At 68.9% G+C, this 19,342-nt stretch carries 15 protein-coding genes; 7 read left to right on the top strand and 8 right to left on the bottom strand.

Annotation, left to right across the window (positions count from 1 at the left end):
• Window positions 1-7: 7 nt before the first annotated feature.
• The gene (locus GON06_RS16125; protein WP_157313337.1) at window positions 8-1,297 is read right to left on the bottom strand and encodes an ABC transporter substrate-binding protein; all 1,290 of its coding nucleotides are present in this window, start codon (window positions 1,295-1,297) and stop codon (window positions 8-10) included.
• 163 nt (window positions 1,298-1,460) lie between these two features.
• On the opposite strand from GON06_RS16125, the gene GON06_RS16130 reads away from it, so the two are divergent.
• From GON06_RS16130 to GON06_RS16140, 3 genes are read left to right on the top strand one after another with little or no spacing between them, the layout of a single operon-like run.
• The gene (locus tag GON06_RS16130; RefSeq protein WP_157313338.1) at window positions 1,461-2,888 is read left to right on the top strand and encodes a sulfatase family protein; all 1,428 of its coding nucleotides are present in this window, start codon (window positions 1,461-1,463) and stop codon (window positions 2,886-2,888) included.
• On the top strand, window positions 2,885-4,171 hold the full coding sequence (locus GON06_RS16135) for a glycoside hydrolase 5 family protein (protein WP_157313339.1): 1,287 nt from the start codon (window positions 2,885-2,887) through the stop codon (window positions 4,169-4,171). Before GON06_RS16130 ends, GON06_RS16135 begins: the two co-directional genes overlap by 4 nt.
• Before the next feature lie 2 nt (window positions 4,172-4,173).
• Window positions 4,174-5,478 carry a sulfatase-like hydrolase/transferase gene (locus tag GON06_RS16140; RefSeq protein WP_157313340.1) on the top strand — a complete coding sequence of 435 codons (1,305 nt, stop codon included), beginning with the start codon at window positions 4,174-4,176 and terminating at the stop codon, window positions 5,476-5,478.
• A gap of 498 nt (window positions 5,479-5,976) precedes the next feature.
• Here the strand turns inward: GON06_RS16140 and GON06_RS16145 are convergent, their stop codons facing one another.
• Window positions 5,977-7,011, bottom strand: a complete 1,035-nt coding sequence (locus GON06_RS16145; RefSeq protein WP_157313341.1) for a LacI family DNA-binding transcriptional regulator — start codon at window positions 7,009-7,011, stop codon at window positions 5,977-5,979.
• Window positions 7,012-7,097: 86 nt separating this feature from the next.
• Between GON06_RS16145 and GON06_RS16150 the strand changes: the two genes are divergently transcribed.
• Window positions 7,098-10,088 (top strand): alpha-mannosidase, encoded by a 2,991-nt coding sequence (locus GON06_RS16150; RefSeq protein ID WP_157313342.1) that lies wholly within the window; start codon window positions 7,098-7,100, stop codon window positions 10,086-10,088.
• Here GON06_RS16150 and GON06_RS16155 read toward each other — a convergent pair.
• From GON06_RS16155 to GON06_RS16175, 5 genes are all read right to left on the bottom strand, one after another.
• Window positions 10,041-10,766, bottom strand: coding sequence for a hypothetical protein (locus tag GON06_RS16155; RefSeq protein ID WP_157313343.1), 726 nt, complete (start codon window positions 10,764-10,766; stop codon window positions 10,041-10,043). The genes GON06_RS16150 and GON06_RS16155 overlap by 48 nt on opposite strands.
• Before the next feature lie 120 nt (window positions 10,767-10,886).
• A complete protein-coding gene (locus GON06_RS16160; protein WP_157313344.1) occupies window positions 10,887-13,010 on the bottom strand; it encodes an endo-beta-N-acetylglucosaminidase in 2,124 nt (707 codons plus the stop codon).
• Window positions 13,011-13,407: 397 nt separating this feature from the next.
• Window positions 13,408-14,049, bottom strand: coding sequence for a hypothetical protein (locus tag GON06_RS16165; RefSeq protein ID WP_157313345.1), 642 nt, complete (start codon window positions 14,047-14,049; stop codon window positions 13,408-13,410).
• A 100-nt stretch (window positions 14,050-14,149) separates the two neighbouring features.
• Window positions 14,150-14,455, bottom strand: coding sequence for a hypothetical protein (locus tag GON06_RS16170; protein WP_157313346.1), 306 nt, complete (start codon window positions 14,453-14,455; stop codon window positions 14,150-14,152).
• 115 nt (window positions 14,456-14,570) lie between these two features.
• Window positions 14,571-15,386, bottom strand: coding sequence for a serine hydrolase domain-containing protein (locus tag GON06_RS16175; protein WP_332837640.1), 816 nt, complete (start codon window positions 15,384-15,386; stop codon window positions 14,571-14,573).
• Between the two features lie 131 nt (window positions 15,387-15,517).
• On the opposite strand from GON06_RS16175, the gene GON06_RS16180 reads away from it, so the two are divergent.
• Both GON06_RS16180 and GON06_RS16185 read left to right on the top strand, forming a co-directional pair.
• Window positions 15,518-16,114, top strand: coding sequence for a carboxymuconolactone decarboxylase family protein (locus tag GON06_RS16180; protein WP_157313347.1), 597 nt, complete (start codon window positions 15,518-15,520; stop codon window positions 16,112-16,114).
• Window positions 16,111-16,998: an RNA polymerase sigma-70 factor gene (locus GON06_RS16185; RefSeq protein WP_157313348.1), complete on the top strand. Its 888-nt coding sequence runs from the start codon at window positions 16,111-16,113 to the stop codon at window positions 16,996-16,998. The genes GON06_RS16180 and GON06_RS16185 overlap by 4 nt, the downstream gene beginning before the upstream one ends.
• A 286-nt stretch (window positions 16,999-17,284) precedes the next feature.
• Here the strand turns inward: GON06_RS16185 and GON06_RS16190 are convergent, their stop codons facing one another.
• Window positions 17,285-18,670 (bottom strand): glycine--tRNA ligase, encoded by a 1,386-nt coding sequence (locus tag GON06_RS16190; RefSeq protein WP_332837641.1) that lies wholly within the window; start codon window positions 18,668-18,670, stop codon window positions 17,285-17,287.
• Between the two features lie 142 nt (window positions 18,671-18,812).
• Between GON06_RS16190 and GON06_RS16195 the strand changes: the two genes are divergently transcribed.
• Entirely contained in the window at window positions 18,813-19,322 is a 510-nt protein-coding gene (locus GON06_RS16195) for a hypothetical protein (RefSeq protein ID WP_157313350.1), read from the top strand.
• Window positions 19,323-19,342 lie beyond the last annotated feature (20 nt).

Here is a 19,342-nt window from a genome sequence, read left to right on the forward strand (position 1 = left end):
CGTCCGCTTACTCGGTGACGTTCTCGTTGGCGTAGTCCTGACCCTTGGTCAGGGCCTCCTTCGCGGAGATGTCACCGCGGACCGCGAGCGCGATCTGCTGCTTCGCGTAGGTGTTCATCGCCTCGGTGAAGCCCGGCGCACCCGGGATGCGGGCTGCGTCCATCTGCTCGGCCGCGTACTTCGTCGCCTCGGCCTGCTCGGGGTTCTGCGCGGTCTCCGCGAACTTCGACGGGTCGGCGTTCGCCTCCTTGGTGCCGGGGAAGAAGCCGGCGGCCAGCTTGACGAACTCGATCTGGTTCGGCGTGTTCGTGACGAACTCGGCGAAGGCCAGCGCGGTCGCGGCGTTCTTCGACTGCGACGAGACGCCGATGCCCTGCAGGAACAGCGGGGCGTCACCGAAGCCACCGCTCACCTTGACGTTCGGCAGCAGGGTCGGGGCGTTGACCGCGAGGTTCTTGTCGATGTAGTTCGGGCCGGCGGTGGTCCACGCCACGCTGCCCTTGTTGAAGTTGTTGACGTTGTTGTTCGCCTCGCCGGCGCCCTGAAGCGCTTCAGGGCTCACGCCGCCCGCCTTGTAGAGCTTCGCGTAGCGGTCGATGATCGCCTCGGCCTCGGGGGTGTCGAAGACGAACTTGCCGCCCTTGTAGAACGGGTACTCGCCACCCATGTCCGAGACCATCCACTGCAGGGCCTTGACGTCGGGGATGTCCGACATCGTCTGCACGCCCGCGGCGGCGAGCTTGTCGGCGTCGTCGAGCGTCGTCTCGAAGTCAGCGGGCGGAGCGGTGATGCCGGCCTTGCCGAGCAGCTCCATGTTCCAGTAGTTCAGGTTGGTGCCGAGGTACCAGGGGAAGGCGTACGTGCCCTCGAGGCCGTCGTAGCTGTAGCCCTCGACGCCACCCTCGACGTAGTCGCCGAGCACGTCGGAGTCCTTCTTCAGGTCGACCAGCTGGCCGACCTTGGCCAGTTCTGCCGCGAATTCCGGGGGCAGGTTGACGACATCGGGCAGCTCGCCGGACTCGGCCTGCTGCAGGATCTTGTCCTCGTAGCCGTCGGCAGGCTGGTCGATCCAGTTGACCTTCACACCCTTGTGCTCCTTCTCGAACGCCGCGATGACGTCTTCGAAGTACGGGGTGAACTTGTCGTTCTTCAGCGACCAGGTCTGGAACGTGATCTTCCCCGTGATCTCACCATCGGACGAGCCACCGCTCTGCGGGGCGCTGCCGCCGGTGCAACCGGCGAGAACGAGAGCGACCGACGCCGCGACACCCGCGGCGAGAATCGATCGGATCTTCATGGGCATTCTCCTTCGAAGTGGCCGAGGACCCCGTTGCGGTCGTGCTCCGGCGTCCTTTACTAAAGCGATATAGTACGGTAAGTATGACACAGGCGCCAGCCCCCGTCCAACGCTCGGGGGATCACGCCTCGATAACACCGCATCGCCGACCGAGAGGGCCACGATGAGCGCACAACGCCGTCCGAACTTCGTCTTCGTGCTCACCGACGACCACGCGCCCAACGCGATCAGCGCGTACGGATCGGTCGTCAACAGCACGCCCGGCATCGACGCCATCGCTGAGGCGGGGATGCGCTTCGATCGCGCGCTGGTGGAGAACTCGCTCTGCACTCCCAGTCGTGCCGCCATCCTCACCGGCACCTACAGCCACACCAGCGAGGTGACGACACTGGCGACCCACCTGACGAACGACCACGAGACGTTCATCACCGCGCTCAAGGACGCCGGATACCGCACCGCGATGTTCGGCAAGTGGCACCTCGGCCACGGCGAGGGCTACGACCCCGCCGGATTCGACCACTGGGAGGTCCTTCCAGACCAGGGCGAGTACTTCGACCCCGAACTGATCACCGCCGAGGGCCGCACACGGCACGAGGGCTACGTGACCGACATCCTCACCGAGCACGCCCTGACCTGGATGGCCGAGCAGGGCGACGAGCCTTACTGCGTGCTGGTCTGGCACAAGGCGCCGCACCGCTCCTGGCTGTACCACCCCCGGCACGCGGAGCTCTTCACCGACCCGATCCCCCTGCCCCCGACCTTCGAAGACGATTACTCCGGCCGAGGCACGCCCGCGCACAGCGCGACCATGCGCATCGCCGACCACCTCTACGACATCGACCTCAAGCAGGACCCGCCCTCAGAACTCGCCTACGAGGACCGCGCGGTGTGGAAGTACCAGCGCTATATGCAGGACTACCTGCGCTGCGTCGCCGCTGTCGACGAGAGCGTGCAGGCACTGACGTCGTTCGTCTCCGAGAGCGGCCACGCCGACGACACCGTCACGATCTACGCGTCCGATCAGGGCTTCTACCTCGGCGAGCACGGCTGGTTCGACAAGCGGTTCATGTACGAGGAGTCGCTGCGGATGCCGCTGATCCTGAGCTATCCCGCCCGTGTGGCCGCGGGACAGACCTCCGAGAACCTCGTCTCGAACGTCGACATCGCCCAGACGATCCTCGACTTCGCCGGTGTCGAGGCGCCCGCCGATATGCAGGGCGCCAGCCTCGCGCCGATGCTCACCGGCGACGACCCGGCTCCGGTGCGCGACGCCCACTACTACCGGTTCTACGAGCACGACGATCACATGCACCACGTCTGGGCGCACTACGGCATCCGCACCGATCGCTACAAGCTCATCTACTTCTACGCCGACGGGATGGACCTGCCGAACACCGGCAACCTCACCTTCCCGCCGGAGTGGGAGCTCTTCGATCTCGAGAACGACCCCCACGAGCTGCACAGCGTGCATCTCGACCCGGCCTACGCGGACATCCGCCGCGAGCTGACTCTGAGGCTGTGGGACCTGCAGCTCGAACTCGGCGACACCCCGCATCCCCGCCAGCCCGCTCCGGAAGGACGCACGCGATGACCACCCCTCTGCGTTTCGGCGCCAACTACACGCCGGCCACCGAGTGGATGCACTCGTGGATGTCGCTGGACCTCGACGACGTGCGCCGCGATTTCGCCGGCCTGGCGTCGCTCGGGCTCGACCACGTGCGCATCTTCCCGCTCTGGACGGTGCTGCAGCCGAACCGCACCCTGATCCGCGAACAGGCCGTCGCCGATGTGCGCGCGGTCGTCGATGTGGCTGCCGAGTTCGGCCTGGACGCCAGCGTCGATGTCATCCAGGGGCATCTGTCGAGCTTCGACTTCGTGCCCTCTTGGCTGTTCACCTGGCACGACAAGAACATGTTCACGCACCCCGACGCGCTCAGTGGCCAGGTCGCGCTGGTCGAGCGGCTGGGCTCGGCGTTGGGCGGGGCGGAGAACTTCCTCGGCTTCACGCTCGGCAACGAGACCAACCAGTTCTCCGCCGAGACGCACCCGCACCAGTGGCCGGTCACCCCGGCCGAGGCGGCGAACTGGATCACGCAGCTGCTCGACGCCGCCGAACGCTCGGCACCGCGGCAGCAGCACGTGCACAGCGAGTACGACGCGGCCTGGTACATGGACGGGCACGGCTTCACCCCCGCGCACGCCTCGCGCCTGGGCGCCATGACCACCGTGCACTCCTGGATCTTCAACGGCACCGCCCAGCGGTACGGCGGCCGCTCGGTGGCATCCGACCGGCACGCGGAGTACATGATCGAGCTGTCGCGCGCGTTCGCCACCGACCCGAACCGTCCGATCTGGCTGCAGGAGGTCGGGGCGCCGTCGAACTGCCTGACCCCTGAGGAGACGCCCGGGTTCCTCGAGGCGACCGTGCGCTCCGCCGCGCGGACCCAGAACCTCTGGGGAGTCACCTGGTGGTGCTCGCACGACGTCAGCCGCTCGCTCGCCGACTACCCCGAGCTGGAGTACTCGCTCGGCCTGATCTCCAACGACGGCGACGTGAAGCCGATCGGGCGGCGGTTCGCCGAGATCATCCCGGAGCTGCGTTCCAGTACCGCTGCGCCCGCGCGCACGCTCGGCATCGTCGTCGAGGTCGACGGCGACGAGACCCCGGTCAGCCGCGCGGCGATGAGCCCCGGCGGCGCCATCTTCCAGGCCTGGGTCGACGCGTGCGCCGATGGCCTCGACCCCGCGTTCATCACGTCGAAGGATGCGGCGGATGCCGGCATCCTGGCCGCCCGCGGGATCACCGAGCTGGTCCGCCCCGACCTCTCGCAGGGCGTCGGCACCTACTCCTCGAACAACACGGTGGTGAGCTGAGAATGACCCGTCCGAACGTCGTCGTCATCTACGCGGACGACCTGGGCTACGGCGACATCGGATGCTTCGGATCCGAGGACATCCGCACGCCGCACCTCGACCGGCTCGCGGCCCGCGGCGTCCGGATGACCGACTGGTACTCGAACTCGCCGGTGTGCTCGCCGTCGCGCGCGTCTCTGCTGACCGGACGGCACCCGGTGCACGCCGGCGTCCAGGAGATCCTCGGCGGCAAGCGCGGCACACCGGGCCTGCCCGAGCAGCCCACCCTCGCGTCGCGTCTGCGGGACGTCGGCTACCGCACCGGCATCTTCGGCAAGTGGCACCTCGGCACGGGTTCGGGCTATCGCCCGATGGATCGGGGCTTCGAGCACCACTTCGGGTTCCTTGCCGGCTGCGTGGACTACTACTCGCACATCTTCTACTGGGGCCAGGGCCTGAACCCGGTGCACGACCTGTGGGATGACGGCCGCGAGGTCTATGACAACGGCCGCTACCTCACCGAGGTCATCGCCGAGAAGGCAGCCTCGTTCATCTCCTCCGCGGAGGGCGAGCCCTTCTTCTGCTACGTTCCGTTCAACGCGCCGCACTATCCGATGCACGCGCCTGCTGAGTACGTGGACCGCTTCCCCGATCTGCCGGACGACCGCCGCATCATGGCCGCGATGATCTCGGCGATGGACGACGGCGTGGGCCGCATCCTCGATGCGCTGGACTCCGCGGGCGTCACCGACGACACCATCGTGTTCTTCTCATCGGACAACGGCCCGTCGACCGAGAGTCGCAACTGGCTGAACGGCGAGGAGATCTCTTACGAGGGAGGCTCCACCGGCGGCCTGCGCGGCAACAAGGGCTCGCTGTTCGAGGGCGGCATCCGGGTGCCGGCGATCTTCTCGTGGCCCGCGGGCCTGCCCCAGGGCGTCTCGTTCTCCGAGCCTTCGGCGATGATGGACGTCCTGCCGACCGTGCTCGAGGCAGCTGGGCTCCCCGCGGCGGCCGGTGTTGACGGGCAGAGCGTTCTCGAGTCCCTGCGCGGAGCGGATGCCGCCGAGCGCACCCTGTTCTGGGAGTACGGCCCGCAGCTGGCCGCGCGTCGGGGCCGGTTCAAGTTGACGCTCGCGGCCCGCGAGCACCTCGGTGGGCCGTTCGACCCGGCGTCCAGCATCCTCGTCGACCTCGGCGCCGACCCCGCCGAGACGACCGACGTCTCGGCGCAGCATCCGGAGATGGTGGCGAGCCTGCGGGCCGAGCTGATGGCCTGGGCCGAGAGCTTCGACTGGGACCCGACCCCCTGGCTCCCCGCCGCCTGAGCCGTTCGCCCGGGTCGTGGTCGGCCCCGCTCCGAGCGTTTCTCGCGCGCTCAGGTCGCAGATTGCGTCGCTAAGACGACGCCATACCGACACGAACTGCGACCCGAACGAGCGGATGCCGCCGATACCGACACGACCTGCGACCGCAAGCGGCGCACGCGGCCCGACCGGCCGTCCCCCTCCCGACCGCCCACCCGCGCGCTCAGGTCGCAGCTTGTGTCGTTAAGACGGGCACATACCGACACGAACTGCGACCCGGACGAGCGGATGCCGCGCATACCGACACGCATTGCGACCCGGGCGCAGCCGATCGCCCGCGCGCCGCTGACCGGTTCAGGTCGCATTCGCCCCGCTCCGCCGCATCCGCCCGCATTCAGGTCGCTGATTGCGTCGCTAAGACGGGCACATACCGACACGAACTGCGACCCGGACGAGTGGATGCCGCGCATACCGACACGAACTGCGACCCGGACGAGCGGATGCCGCGGGCGCGCCGCGTCAGGCGCGCGGGCGGGACGTGCTTTCCCGCACGGTGAGCGTCGGGCGGGGTCCGGGGCGATCGCCAGGAGCATCCGCCGCGTCGAGCCGCTCGAGCAGCAGGTCGGCCGATCGCACGCCCAGCTCGAAGGTGTCGCGGGTGAGCGAGGTGATCGAGGGATGCACCAGGCCGGTGACGACCGAGTCGTCGAAGGACGCGAGGGACAGGTCGCCGGGCACGGCGACGCCCATCTCCTGGGCGACCCGCAGACCCGCGATGCACATCACATCGTTGTCGAACACGATCGCCGTCGGCCGCTCGGCCCGGCTGAGCAGCCGCCGTGCGGTGGCGGACGCCTGCGCGGGCGAGAAGTCGGTGGCGATCGTCTCGCCGACCACGCCACGGGACTCCTGCCCCGCCAGGACGGCGGCGCGGATGCGGGTGTGCTGGAACTCCGCCGGTCCCGAGACGTAGGCGACCTGCGTGTGCCCGAGTCCGGCGAGGTAGTCGAACACGGTGTGGGCGGCATCGTCGTCGTCGAGCCAGATGACGGCGGTGTCGTCGTCGGTCTCCTCCGCGGGCATCCGGCTGCCGATCACGACCGCTGGCAGGTGCAGGTCGCGCAGGGCGGCGAGCCGGGGATCGTCGTCGCGGGGGTCGAGCACGATCACGCCGTCGACCTGATTCGCGCTGCTCCAGCGCCGGTAGGTGGCGATCTCCTCCTCGATGGTGGGCACGACCACGATCTGCAGGCCGATCCGGCGGGTTGCGAGAGACGACTGCACGCCGGCGATCAGTTCGGTGAAGAACGCCTCGGTGCCCAGCGTGCGCGCCGGGCGGTTGACCGCGAGGCCGATGACGCCGGCCTTCGCGCCGACGAGCGCCCTGGCTGTCGAACTCGGCTGCCAGCTGTGCTGCTCGGCGATGGCGAGGATGCGCTGCCTGGTCTGCTCGCTGACACCGGGGCGCCCGTTCAGCGCGAACGACACCGCGCCGGGCGACACTCCTGCCTCGCGCGCGATGTCCGAGATGGTGACACGCTTGGACCGTGACATAGACTCACCGTACTAGATCGTTTTAGTTGCTCGTTCCCCATCGGCGAGCACACCCCCACATTCTGGCATCCGAAGGACAGACACCGATGCATGAAGACACCTCCCTCACCGTCGGCCGGGTGAAGCGCGTCCTGACCGAGCGCGTCGTCCCCGCCATCCACTCGGAGCGCGTGCCGCTCGAGATCGCGGCGCACCAGCTGCCGGGCGAGCCGATCGCCCCCACCGAAGGCCTGGCGCTCGAGTTCGAGCCGTTCTCCGCCGGCAGCATGTGGGGCCCCGCATGGGGCACCACATGGTTCCGCCTCCGCGGCGAGGTGCCCGCCGAGTGGGCCGGTAAGAAGGTCGAGGCGCTCATCGACCTCGGCTTCGACGTGAACATGACCGGCTTCCAGTGCGAGGCGCTCGCGTATCGCCCGGACGGCACGCCGGTGAAGAGCCTGAACCCGCGCAACCAGTGGCTGCCGGTCGACGCCGAAGCGGGCCAGGCGGTCGAGTTCTACCTCGAGGGCGCGTCGAACCCGGTGCTGCTCGACTACCACCCCTTCCTGCCCACGCAGGAGGGCGACATCAAGACCTCCTCGCCCGAGCCGCTGTACCGCGTGCGGCACATGGACCTCGCCGTCTTCGAGTCCGAGGTGTTCGAGCTGTCCCTCGACCTCGACGTGCTGCTCGAGCTGCAGGCCGAGCTGCCCGAGACCAGCCCCCGCCGCATGCGCATCCTGCAGGCCCTGGACGACGCGCTCGACGTGCTCGACCTGCAGCACATCGTCGAGACCGCGCCGGATGCCCGCGCCCAGCTCGCCGAAGTGCTGGCGGCTCCCGCCGAGGCCAGCGCGCATCAGATCGCCGCGATCGGTCACGCGCACATCGACTCCGCCTGGCTGTGGCCGGTGCGCGAGACCGTGCGCAAGGTCGCCCGCACCACCTCTTCGATGACCACGCTCATCGAGGAGCAGCCCCAGTTCAAGTACGGCATGTCCAGCGCGCAGCAGTACGCCTGGATGAAGGAGCACCGTCCCGAGGTCTACGAGCGGATCAAGGCCGCCGTCGCCGAGGGGAAGTTCCTGCCGCTCGGCGGCATGTGGGTCGAGTCCGACACCGTCATGCCCACCGGCGAATCACTGGTGCGCCAGTTCTCGCACGGTCAGCGCTTCTTCGAGCGCGAGTTCGGCATCCGGTCGAAGGGTGTATGGCTGCCGGACAGCTTCGGCTACTCCCCCGCGCTGCCCCAGCTGATGCGCCGCGCGGGCTTCGAGTGGTTCTTCACCCAGAAGATCTCCTGGAACCAGCGCAACGTCTTCCCGCACCACAGCTTCCTGTGGGAGGGCATCGACGGCTCGCGCATGTTCACCCACTTCCCGCCGATGGACACCTACAACTCGCAGCTGTCGGGCATGGAGGTCGCGAAGGCGTCGCGCCAGTTCAAGGAGAACCGCGTCGCGACCCGGTCGATCGCGCCGGTCGGCTGGGGCGACGGCGGTGGCGGCACCACCCGCGAGATGACCGGCAAGGCAGCGCGACTGGCCGACCTCGAGGGCTCGGCGAAGGTCGAGTGGAAGCACCCCGATGAGTTCTTCGACGAAGCGAAGGCCGAGCTGACCGATCCGGCGGTCTGGGTCGGCGAGCTGTACCTCGAGCTGCACCGTGGCACGCTCACCAGCCAGCACGCCACCAAGGCGCTGCACCGCTGGGCCGAGCAGTCGCTCATCGAGGCCGAGCTGTGGGCCGCGACCGCCGCCGTGCGGAAGGGCGTCGAGTACCCCTTCGAGGAGTTCGATCGGCTGTGGCAGATCGTGCTGCTGCACGAGTTCCACGACATCCTGCCCGGCACGTCGATCGCCTGGGTGCACCGCGAGGCCGTCGAGGTGCTCAGCGGCGTGCTGGCCGACGCCGAGAAGCTGTCCGCCGACGCGCGCCAGACGCTCGCGGGCGAGGGCGACCGCGTGCTGCAGTTCACACCGACGTCGGTCGGCGAGGGGGTCGCGCTCGGCGCGGTCGAGGCGGATGCCGAGGGCGAGATGGCCTCCCTCACCGAGCGCCCCGACGGATTCCTGCTCGAGAACGATCTCGTCGCTGTCACCGTGTCGGCCCAGGGACTGATCACCTCGGCGATCGACAAGGCGACCGGCCGAGAGACGATTCCTGCCGGCAAGCCCGCGAACCTGTTCCAGCTGCACCAGGACTTCCCCAACATGTGGGATGCGTGGGACATCGACCGCTACTACAAGAACCGCGTCGACGACCTGACCCAGGTCACCGACATCTCGGCCTCCATCATCGACGGCGCCGCGACCGTGCTGGTCAAGCGCGAGTTCTCCGAGTCGCGGATCACGCAGACGATCGTCCTGCGTCCCGGATCGCGGACCGTGATGCTGCTCAACGACGTCGACTGGCACGAGACCGAGAAGCTGCTCAAGCTGGCGTTCCCGCTCGACATCTTCGCGCGCGAGACCCTGGCCGAGACGCAGTTCGGCTTCCAGCGCCGCGTCACCCACGTGAACACCAGCTGGGAGGCCGCGAAGTTCGAGACCTCGATGCACCGCTTCGTGCTCGCGCAGGAGGACGACGGCTTCGGCGCCGCTCTCGTGAACGACTCGATCTACGGCTACGACACCTCTCGCGAGGTGGACGGCGACGACGTCACCACGACGCTGCGCCTGTCGCTGCTGCGCGCCCCGCGCTTCCCCGACCCCGACACGGATCACGGCCACCACGAGATCGAGGTCGGCTTCGTGATCGGAGCGGATGCCGCGATCGCCACCGCCGAGGGCATCCGCCTGAACGCGCCGTCGACGCTGGTCCGCGGTGCCGACGAGGTCGAGCCGCTGGTCTCGATCACGGGCGACGGCCTCGTCGTGTCGTCGGTCAAGCTGGCCGAGGATCGCTCCGGCGATGTGATCGTCCGCGTGTACGAGGCGCTCGGCCGGCGAGCATCCGGCGAGCTGACCGTGGGCTTCCCCCACTCCGGCATCCGCGAGGTGTCGCTGATCGAGGACGACCTCGACGATGCGCGCACCGGCGGTGCGCTGTCACTGCGGCCGTTCGAGGTCCGCACCCTGCGCATCGTCCGCGCCTGACGTCCGGTTCCCCGCGTGGCGCTCGCGCCACGCGGGGATGCCGAACAGCAGCACCAGCGCGAGGACGATCGCGCGCACGATCCACAGCCCCGGCTCCCAGGTGACCGTGTAGCCACCGGGCAGCCCGAAGAACGCCAGCGCGATGTTCCCGTAGGCGAGGCGCCCGACGCCGTCAGGAGCCACGGATGCCGCGCCGATGAGAGTCAGCGCCCCGACCGCCAGCCACCCCAGCGGGACCACGAGCATGCTGGGCTTCACCTGTTTGCGAATCACCGCCACGACCGTTGCGATCAGGAACACCACCGGGCCGAGCCAGAACGCCGCGACGATGGTGCCGAGCAGCATCGCCACCACGACGAAGACCGGCATCCACAGCAGCATCCAGGGCGACTCGTCGCCGATGTAGTACTCGGGGTCGCGCAGCACGCTCACGGCGACGGCGGCGAGTACTCCCACCGGCATGACGCACAGCGGCCACCACAGCCACCGCCAGCTCCCCTTGCTGATCTGCTGGTAGCGGCTGAAGAAGAAGACGCAGAGCACCGCGATGCACAGTGCGGGCGCCCCGAACGCCATCAGGCTGCCGGCCGCACCGTCGTTGTCGCTCGGGTCGACCAGAAGCAGCATCCACGCCGCCAGCACCGACAGCACAGAGGTGACGATCGCGGGGCGCAGCATCGGCGATCGTCCGGATGTCCGGTCTGGGGCGGCTCCACTCACCTCGCCACTGTACGAGAAGGAGGCTCCGCCTCGCCGTGATCATCGGCAAGGCGAAGCCTCCGCGTACGTCGCGTGGCGTCAGCCCGCCAGCGTAACGGCCGTCGCGCTGCTGCGGTTGCCGATCGCGTCGATCGAGACGACCCTGAAGGTGCGGCCCTGCTCGAGGTCGATGCTCAGCGCGTAGAACGCGTCGCGCTGCACCCTGCCGAGCCAGCGGTCTCCGGCATCCGTCGCCTGCAGCACGTCGTAGGCGGACGCGGACTTCTCCAGATTCCAGGTGAACGAGACGTTGCGCAGCACGGTCTCGTGCTTCGCGAGCCCCTCGTCCGACACCGTGAGGCCGGACACCGCCGCCGGGCGCAGATCCGTGGTGGCACGCTCGGCGATCTGGATGCCGCCGATCCGGCCCGAGCCCGCGACACGCAGCGAGATCCGCGCGATGCGCTCGCCGGGCAGCGCCGGCAGGGTGGCGTCCAGGGCCGCCCAGCCGGCGGTGGTCTCGACGCGCTCCATCGGCCGCCACACGATGCGGTCTGGTGCGCTGCGGAGCGTCAGTCCGACCTCGACCCGCACGTCTCCCTGCACGCGCACCCGCGCGCGTGCGGCCCGACGGATCGTCAGATCGGTCTTGAAGCAGTGCAGGATGCCGGAACCCGAGACGGCGAGGCTGTGCCCGCCCTCCCAGGCGTCGGTCTCGTCGAGGTCGACGGCCAGGTCGCCTTCGGTCCAGTACTGCCAGGTGAGCGCGCGGTCGGCGATGCCCTGGTTGTCCCAGCCGCGATCGCTGACCTGCGCGCCTGCGAGACGGAACTGCGACCCGACGCCGATGTTGACGTTGTAGTCGATCGGCAGCGCGCTGAATGCGGATCTCTCCACGATCCAGTGCGCGATGCCGTCCCAGACCCGCGTGTTCATGATGTCGGTGCGTCCGGGTTTGGTGCTCTGCTCGAGGCGACCTGACTCGGCGGGGTTCCCCTTCGGCCCCGACCACATCTTCCGCTCGTAGTCGCGGTAGCTGCGACGCTCGTCGACGGTGAACACCTTGCCGCCCTCGGCCGCTGTCTGCCAGTAGTTGTCCTCGACGAACAGGGCGACCGAGACGGTCGGATCCTTGCCGGGGCCGGCCAGGGTGCCGAAGTCCTCGATCGGGTTGAACCCGCCCTTCTGCATCTCGATGCCGTAGAAGGCGACGTCCGTCGGCTCGAGACCGGCGGCCCGTGCCGTCGCCGTGCCCTTGACCGCGCCCCTGTCGACCGCCGGCCACGCGTAGTTCACGAAGATCGAATCGATCACGCGGTCCCCCGGAGTGCCCAGTGCGCCCACGTTCGTCGCGTTGAGGGTGTTCTGATAGCTCAGACGGCCGGTGTTCCAGATCACGGCGTCGTAGTACTGCAGGTAGAAGTCCGAGTCCTGCTGCTTGATGTAGCGGAACATGGCGAACAGCTTGTCCACCTGCGCCTTGGTGATGGTCGCCTCCTGGTTGATGAAGAAGCCGTCGAACCCGAAGTACTGCTTGATCTCGATCATCTTGTCGGCGACCGGGAAGGAGCCGTCCTCCCGCTGCACGAGGAAGTCGTCGAAGTTCGCAGTACCTCGGGGCCAGAACCACCCGCCGATCGCGCGGGCGCCGTTCTTGTGGGCCGCTTCGACCCATCCCGGGTTCGGGATGTCCATCACACCGCCGAAGCCCTTGCGACCGCTGGCCACGACGTCCTCGGGGATCGACGGGATGAACTGCCCGTGCCACGGACCCCAGACGTCGATGTACGACCAGTACCGCTGGGTGTACACGTAGGGCTCCAGGCCGATCGCCTGGTTGCGAGCGCGATAGAGGCTGCCGGCATCGTCGAAGGTGAGTGTACTCAGCTGCGTGGCCGGGCTGAGGTCGGGATGCGCCTGGGTCGGGGCGAAGTGGTCGATGCGCGGGGCCCGCGGGATGAGGCAGCGCAGGTGGCGCGCCCATGGCGACGTCGCCGGGTCGAAGTCCAGGAGCTCCGGAGCATTCCAGCCCCAGGTCGACGGCCCGTCGGGGATGCCGCCCATACCGGGGACGGGCAGGGCCGCCGGCTCCGCATCGGCGGCGAAGGCTGTGCCGTTCGACAGCATCGGGCCGGCGATCGCGGCTCCGAGTGCTGACAGTCCTGCGACGCGGATCAGCGTGCGCCGGCTGAGGACGGGGCCTTCGATTCGAGGATTGTTCATGGGGAGATCCCTCTCTTCGTTGAGTGTCTGCGCGCGACTATAGCGCTTTAGCATCTTTAGTAAAAGAGCCTTCATCCGTGGCGGGCGACCATCCGCGCTCACGCGCTCCTTATGAAGAGAGAAGGAACTCGGTTTCTTTCGCCCACCCTCGCCCGAAAGGACACCTGATCACCCCTGAGACTGGAAGCAAGCCACTCATCAAGCCCAGGGAGATCCTCATGGACCGCGACGACAGCACCGAACTCTTCGACATCGACGCCCACCAGCACTTCGGCCGTCCGTACTGGTTCGACAAGCACCCCTCGCAGGCCGAGGGCGAAGACTTCTGATCGACGCCCGGAACGCTTCGCGCCCCGCCTGATCGCTGCCGATCACGCGGGGCGCCGGCGTTCCGGCGTCAGTACACGACGACGGATGCCGGGTCGCGCCGCGTCGAGAGCACGATCGCGAGCACGCCGAGGAACCCTGTCGCCGCGATCGAGATCAGCGTGAAGAGCCCGCTGACGGCCAGTAGCGCCGCCTGCCCGACAGCGAAGGACGCCACCACGATGATGTTCTGCAGCACCTGGACCGCCACCACAGCGGCGAGCGCCCACAGCGGCGCCCAGTTCCACGGGCGCGGCACGACACGGATGCGACCGATCTGCATCACGGCGATGACCACCAGGATGAGGGCGACGACCTGGCCGGTGGTGCCAAGCATCCGCATCGCGGCGAAGTACTCCTCATCGTCGGTGCCGGGGTAGGCGAACAGGTTCATCAGCCACCGCGGCCAGACGAGGTCCCAGACCGCGAAGGCGATCAGTGCGCCCGTGCCCAGCGGGCGGCGCGCGGTGATGCTGCCACCGCGGCCGAGCCCGATCGCGAAGATCACCAGCGACGCCGCGAACAGCAGTTGCGGCAGCACGCCCGTCCAGACGCCGGGCATCGTGTTCGTCACCAGCTGGATCAGCACCGATGCCAGCAGCAGCACTCCCCCGGTCATCCAGGTGCGCCGGCGCTGCACGGCCGCCTTCCCGCTCGCATCGACGTCGATCATGCGCTCACCTTAGCCTCGGGCACCGCTGCGCGGCATCCGTCGTCACCCTATCTGGCGGACGGATATACAGATGCCGGATGCCGGATGCCGGATGCCGGAATCAGCCGCCGACCGCAGAATCCTCTGCCGGCTGCGACGGTGCCGGATGCCGGGTCGCCCGCGCACCGAGCACGATCGCGAGCACTCCGAGGAACAGCACGCAGACACCGGGCAGATCGAACAGGATGATGCGGACGACTGAAGACACGTCCGCGCTCATGACGATCGTCATCGAAGCGATCCAGGCAGTCGCCGAGGCCCCCAGCCCCCACGCCGGTGCCCACCTCCACGGGCTCGGCAGGACGCCGCCGATCACCCAGGTGCGGCGCTGCGCTCGGCCGTCCTTCGCGGCATCCTGATCGCTCATCCCGCTCACCCTACCCGGGCCCCGCCTTGCAGGCGGCGGAGCATTCTGCGGGCGGCGGACGGCACGCGGCGATATCCGCCGCCATCCGCAAATCGGTCCGCCACCCGCAAAATGGCTAACCCCCGTAGCGCGTCACGATCTCCTCGGTGAGCGGCGGCCAGATGCGCTTGTGCTCGTCGCTGAACGGGACGCCGGACAGGAAGGCGGCGGCCAGGTCCCGCGACCGGTCGATGAACAGGAAGCTGCCCAGCGCTCCGAAGTGCCCCGCGGTCGCGGGCGGGAACGAGTCTGCCAGCCAGTGCGGGCTCTTCACGCCCTTGAGCTCGAACCCGAGACCCCACTGGCAGTCGGCGAAGCCGCCGTAGCCGGGGACGACGCCGCGCAGGCCGGGATGCGAGACCGTGAGCGCGATGTCGCGCAGGGCGGCGGGGATCAGCGTCGGCCGCAGCACCTCGCGCCCGAAGATCAGCAGGTCCGCGATCGACGAGCGGGCCCCAGCCGACGGACGGCCGCTGACGTCGGTGTCGTCCATGCCGAGGGGAAGGGTCACCTCGCGCAGCATCCAGTCGGCGAAGGGCATGCCCGCGGCATCCGCGACGTGCGCGCCGAGAGCATCGATGCCCGCGTTCGAGTAGATGCGCCGCTCGCCCGGCACGCGCTGCGGCTCGACGCCCTCCATCGGCAGCCCGCTGGTGTGGTCGAGCAGGTTCAGCACGGTCGCGCCCTCGGGCCCGGCATGCTCGTCGAGGTCGATCAGACCGCGCTCGATCGCGACGAACGCGCCCCACGCGGTGAGCAGCTTGGTCACGGATGCCAGCGGCATGACCTCGTGCGGATCACCCTGCACGGCCAGGGTCTCGGCCGCGTCCGTGACGCCGATCAGGGCCGGATGCGGGAAGCCGTCGGTCGCGGCGAAAGTCGTCGTCTCCACGTTCCCATCGTTCCATGGGCTCCGACCGGCTCCGGCATCCGTCGGGCTCACGAGACCGGATGTCACATTTCCGCGCCAGCCGGTGTCTCCATGCTGAAGGCACGAGAAGCGTGCCGACGAAGGAGCAGAACATGACGAACCAGACCCGAGTGCCCGCGGTGCAGGTCACCGGACTGTACGGCACCGTGGTGAAGACCGTCGCCCGTCGGAAGCTCGGCCTCGTACCGGACTCGCTCGGGGTGCTGTGGCAGCACCGGCCCGTGATGATGGACATGATGAAATTCGGCGGCCGCACCGAGAAGTGGGACGAGCTCGACAAGAGCCTCTCGGTGCTCGCGACCATGGCCGCCGCCGCGACGGTCGGCTGCAGCTTCTGCCTCGACCTGCACTACTTCATGGCGCACGACCAGGGCCTCGATGAGGAAAAGGCCCGCGAGGTGCCGATCTGGCGCGAGTCGGCCCGGTTCACGTCGCTCGAGCGCCTCGTGATGGAGTATGCCGAGGCGATGAGCCAGACTCCGCCGGCTGTGACAGACGAGCTCTCCGACGCGCTGCGCGCAGAGATCGGCGTGCCCGCGCTGATCGAGCTCGCCGCGAAGGTCGGATACCTCAATGCGACCGCACGCTCGAACATCGCGCTCGGCATCCACTCCGACGGCTTCGCGGATGCCTGCGGTCTGGCGCCCCTGGCGACTCCGGCCGCGACCGGCGTAGCGTCGCGAGCATGAACAGCGCAGCATCCGAGGATCCGTTCACGGCCCACCGCGGCCTGCTGTTCACCGTCGCGTACGAGATCCTCGGGTCGGCGGCGGATGCCGAGGACGTGCTGCAGGAGTCCTGGCTGCGCTGGGCTGCGGCCGACCGCGCCGACGTGCGCGATCCGCGCGCGTACCTGGTGCGGATCGTCACACGGCAGGCGCTGAACCAGCTGCGGACGGTGTCTCGTCGCCGCGAGGAGTACGTCGGCCCGTGGCTCCCCGAGCCGCTGCTGACCTCGCCGGACGTCGCGGACGACGTGGTGCTCGCCGAGAGCGTGTCCGTGGCGATGCTGACGGTGCTCGAGACACTCGGCCCCACCGAGCGCGCGGTCTTCGTGCTGCGCGAGGTGTTCGACGTGCCCTTCGACGAGATCGCCGACGCGGTCGGCAAGACGTCCGCTGCGGTGCGGCAGATCGCGCACCGCGCTCATGAGCACGTCGCCGCGCGGCGGCCGCGGATCGATGTCGCCGCCTCAGAGCACGACCGCGCCGCGCGGCGCTTCATCGAGGTCATGAACACCGGCGACGTGCAGTCGCTGATGGACGTGCTGGCTCCGGATGTCGTGTCGGTGACCGACGGCGGAGGCCTGGTGCGCGGGGCGGCGCGGCGACCGCTGCACGGTGCGGAGAGGGTGGTCGCCTTCCTGCAGGGCAGCATCGCCAAGCTCGACGAGGCCTACGACGTGATCCCGATCCAGATCAACGGGACGCTCGCCGCCGGCATCCGGGTCGGTGGCCGCCTGCAGGCGGCGGTGAGTTTCGCCGTCGAGGGCGGCCGCATCGCGCACGTGTACTCGGTCGCGAACCCGGAGAAGCTGTCGGCACTGCAGGCGGAGACCCCGCTGGCGCGCTGAACGGGCCTCGGTCCCGCATTCAGCCCCGGCATCCGACACTTGCGGATGGCGGACGAAACGACGGATGGCGGACGACACGCCGCCATCCCGCCGCCGAACGCAGATCGGTCCGCCATCTGCAAACGGTGAGACCACCGAGCAGTCCCCGGCATCCGCCATCCGCACTTGCAGATGGCGGACCATCCGACGGATGGCGGGCGACACGCCACCGAATCCTCCGCCGGACGCAGAATCTCCCGCCATCCGTCACGCGAAGGCGACCGATGGCGGGAGACGAGACCGGACGTCAGGCGCCGCGCAGCCGCTCCGCGAGGTACGCGTGCAGGTTCGCGAGCGGGACGCGCTCCTGGCCCATGGTGTCGCGGTCGCGCACGGTCACCGCGTCGTCGTCGAGCGAGTCGAAGTCGACCGTGACGCAGAACGGGGTTCCGACCTCGTCCTGGCGGCGGTAGCGACGGCCGATCGCGCCGGCGTCGTCGAAGTCGACGGTCCATTGACCGCGCAGGCCGTCGGCGACCGAGCGGGCCAGCGGCGACAGGCGCTCGTTCCGCGACAGCGGCAGCACGGCGACCTTGACCGGCGCGAGCCGCGGGTCGAGCTTCAGCACGGTGCGGGTGTCGGTGCCGCCCTTCGCGTTCGGCACCTCCTCCTCGACGTACGCGTCGACGAGGAACGCCATCATCGCGCGGGTCAGGCCGAACGACGGCTCGATGACGTACGGAGTGTACCGCTCGCCGGACGCCTGGTCGAAGTAGGTCAGCGACGTGCCGGACGCCTCAGAATGCGACGACAGGTCGTAGTCGGTGCGGTTGGCGACGCCCATGAGCTCGCCCCACTCCTTGCCCGCGAAGCCGAAGCGGTACTCGACGTCGATCGTGCCGGCGGAGTAGTGCGCGCGGTCGTCCTCGGGCACGTCGAACTGACGGATGTTCTCGGGGTTGATGCCCAGGTCGATGAACCAGTTCCAGCAGGCCTCGACCCAGTGCTCGAACCACTCCTGCGCCTCGGCCGGCGGCACGAAGTACTCGATCTCCATCTGCTCGAACTCGCGGGTGCGGAAGATGAAGTTGCCGGGGGTGATCTCGTTGCGGAACGCCTTACCGACCTGGCCGATGCCGAACGGCGGCTTCTTGCGCGAGGCGGTCAGAACGTTGGAGAAGTTGACGAAGATGCCCTGTGCGGTCTCGGGGCGCATGTAGTACAGGCCCGACTCGTCGTCCACGACGCCGAGGTAGGTCTTCACCAGGCCGGAGAACGCCTTCGGCTCGGTGTACTGGCCCTTGTTGCCGCAGTTCGGGCAGGGCACGTCGGCCAGGCCGTTCTCGGCCTTGCGGCCCTTGCGCGCCTCGAAGTCCTCGATGAGGTTGTCGGCGCGGAAGCGCTTGTGGCAGTTGAGGCACTCGACCAGCGGGTCGGTGAAGGTCGCGACGTGGCCGGATGCCTCCCACACGCGCTTGGGCAGGATGATCGACGAGTCCAGGCCGACCATGTCGCCCCGGCCGCGCACGAACGTCTGCCACCACTGGCGGCGGATGTTCTCCTTGAGCTCGGTTCCGAGGGGGCCGTAGTCCCATGCCGAACGGGAACCGCCGTAGATCTCACCCGCTTGGAACACGAACCCGCGGTGGCGGGCGAGGGCGATGACCTTGTCAAGACGGGACTGTTCGGCCACGGTGGCTCCAATGGTCGGATGCGGGAAAGTGCCCGTGATCACGGGCGCCCTCAATCTTATCCGCGCGATATCCACCCCACCTCCACCCGTTGTCCACCCTCTCGGGCCCCTGCTGCCCCATGCCGCGGCGAAGAGTGGAGACATGGACATCAGCACGCTCACCACCGCCCTCATCTCACTCATCGTCATCGTCTGGCTGAGCATCCGGCAGACCACCTGGCGTCCGCTGGTCGCAGGTCGTGCGTTCCGCACGCCGCTGATCGTGATGCTCGTGGGCGCCGTGATGACGACGGCGAACGGCGGCTTCCCGGTGACCGCCCCGTGGATCGGCGCGGTCGCGATCGAACTCGTGCTCGGCGCCGCGGTCGGCGTGGTGATCGGCCTGATGGCGCACCTGCGGCCCGCCGTCGGGTCGGATGCTCGGGTCGAGGCGCGCAACGGCGCGGGCGGGCTGATGGTGTGGCTGGGGTTGATCACGGTTCGCGTCGTCCTGGGCGCGGCGTTCGCCGCCGCCGGCATCGGCGGGCTGCAGGCGCCTGGCACGATCCTGATCCTGCTCGGCGTGAACCGGCTCGCACGCTCGGCGGTCATGCTCACTCGCGCTCGCACGCTCGTCGCGCCGCGGACGGATGCCGCACTGCTGGGCCGCTGACCCGCACCGATGCCCGTCTG

The organism is Microbacterium sp. MAH-37 (assembly GCF_009758255.1).
Taxonomy (GTDB): domain Bacteria; phylum Actinomycetota; class Actinomycetes; order Actinomycetales; family Microbacteriaceae; genus Microbacterium.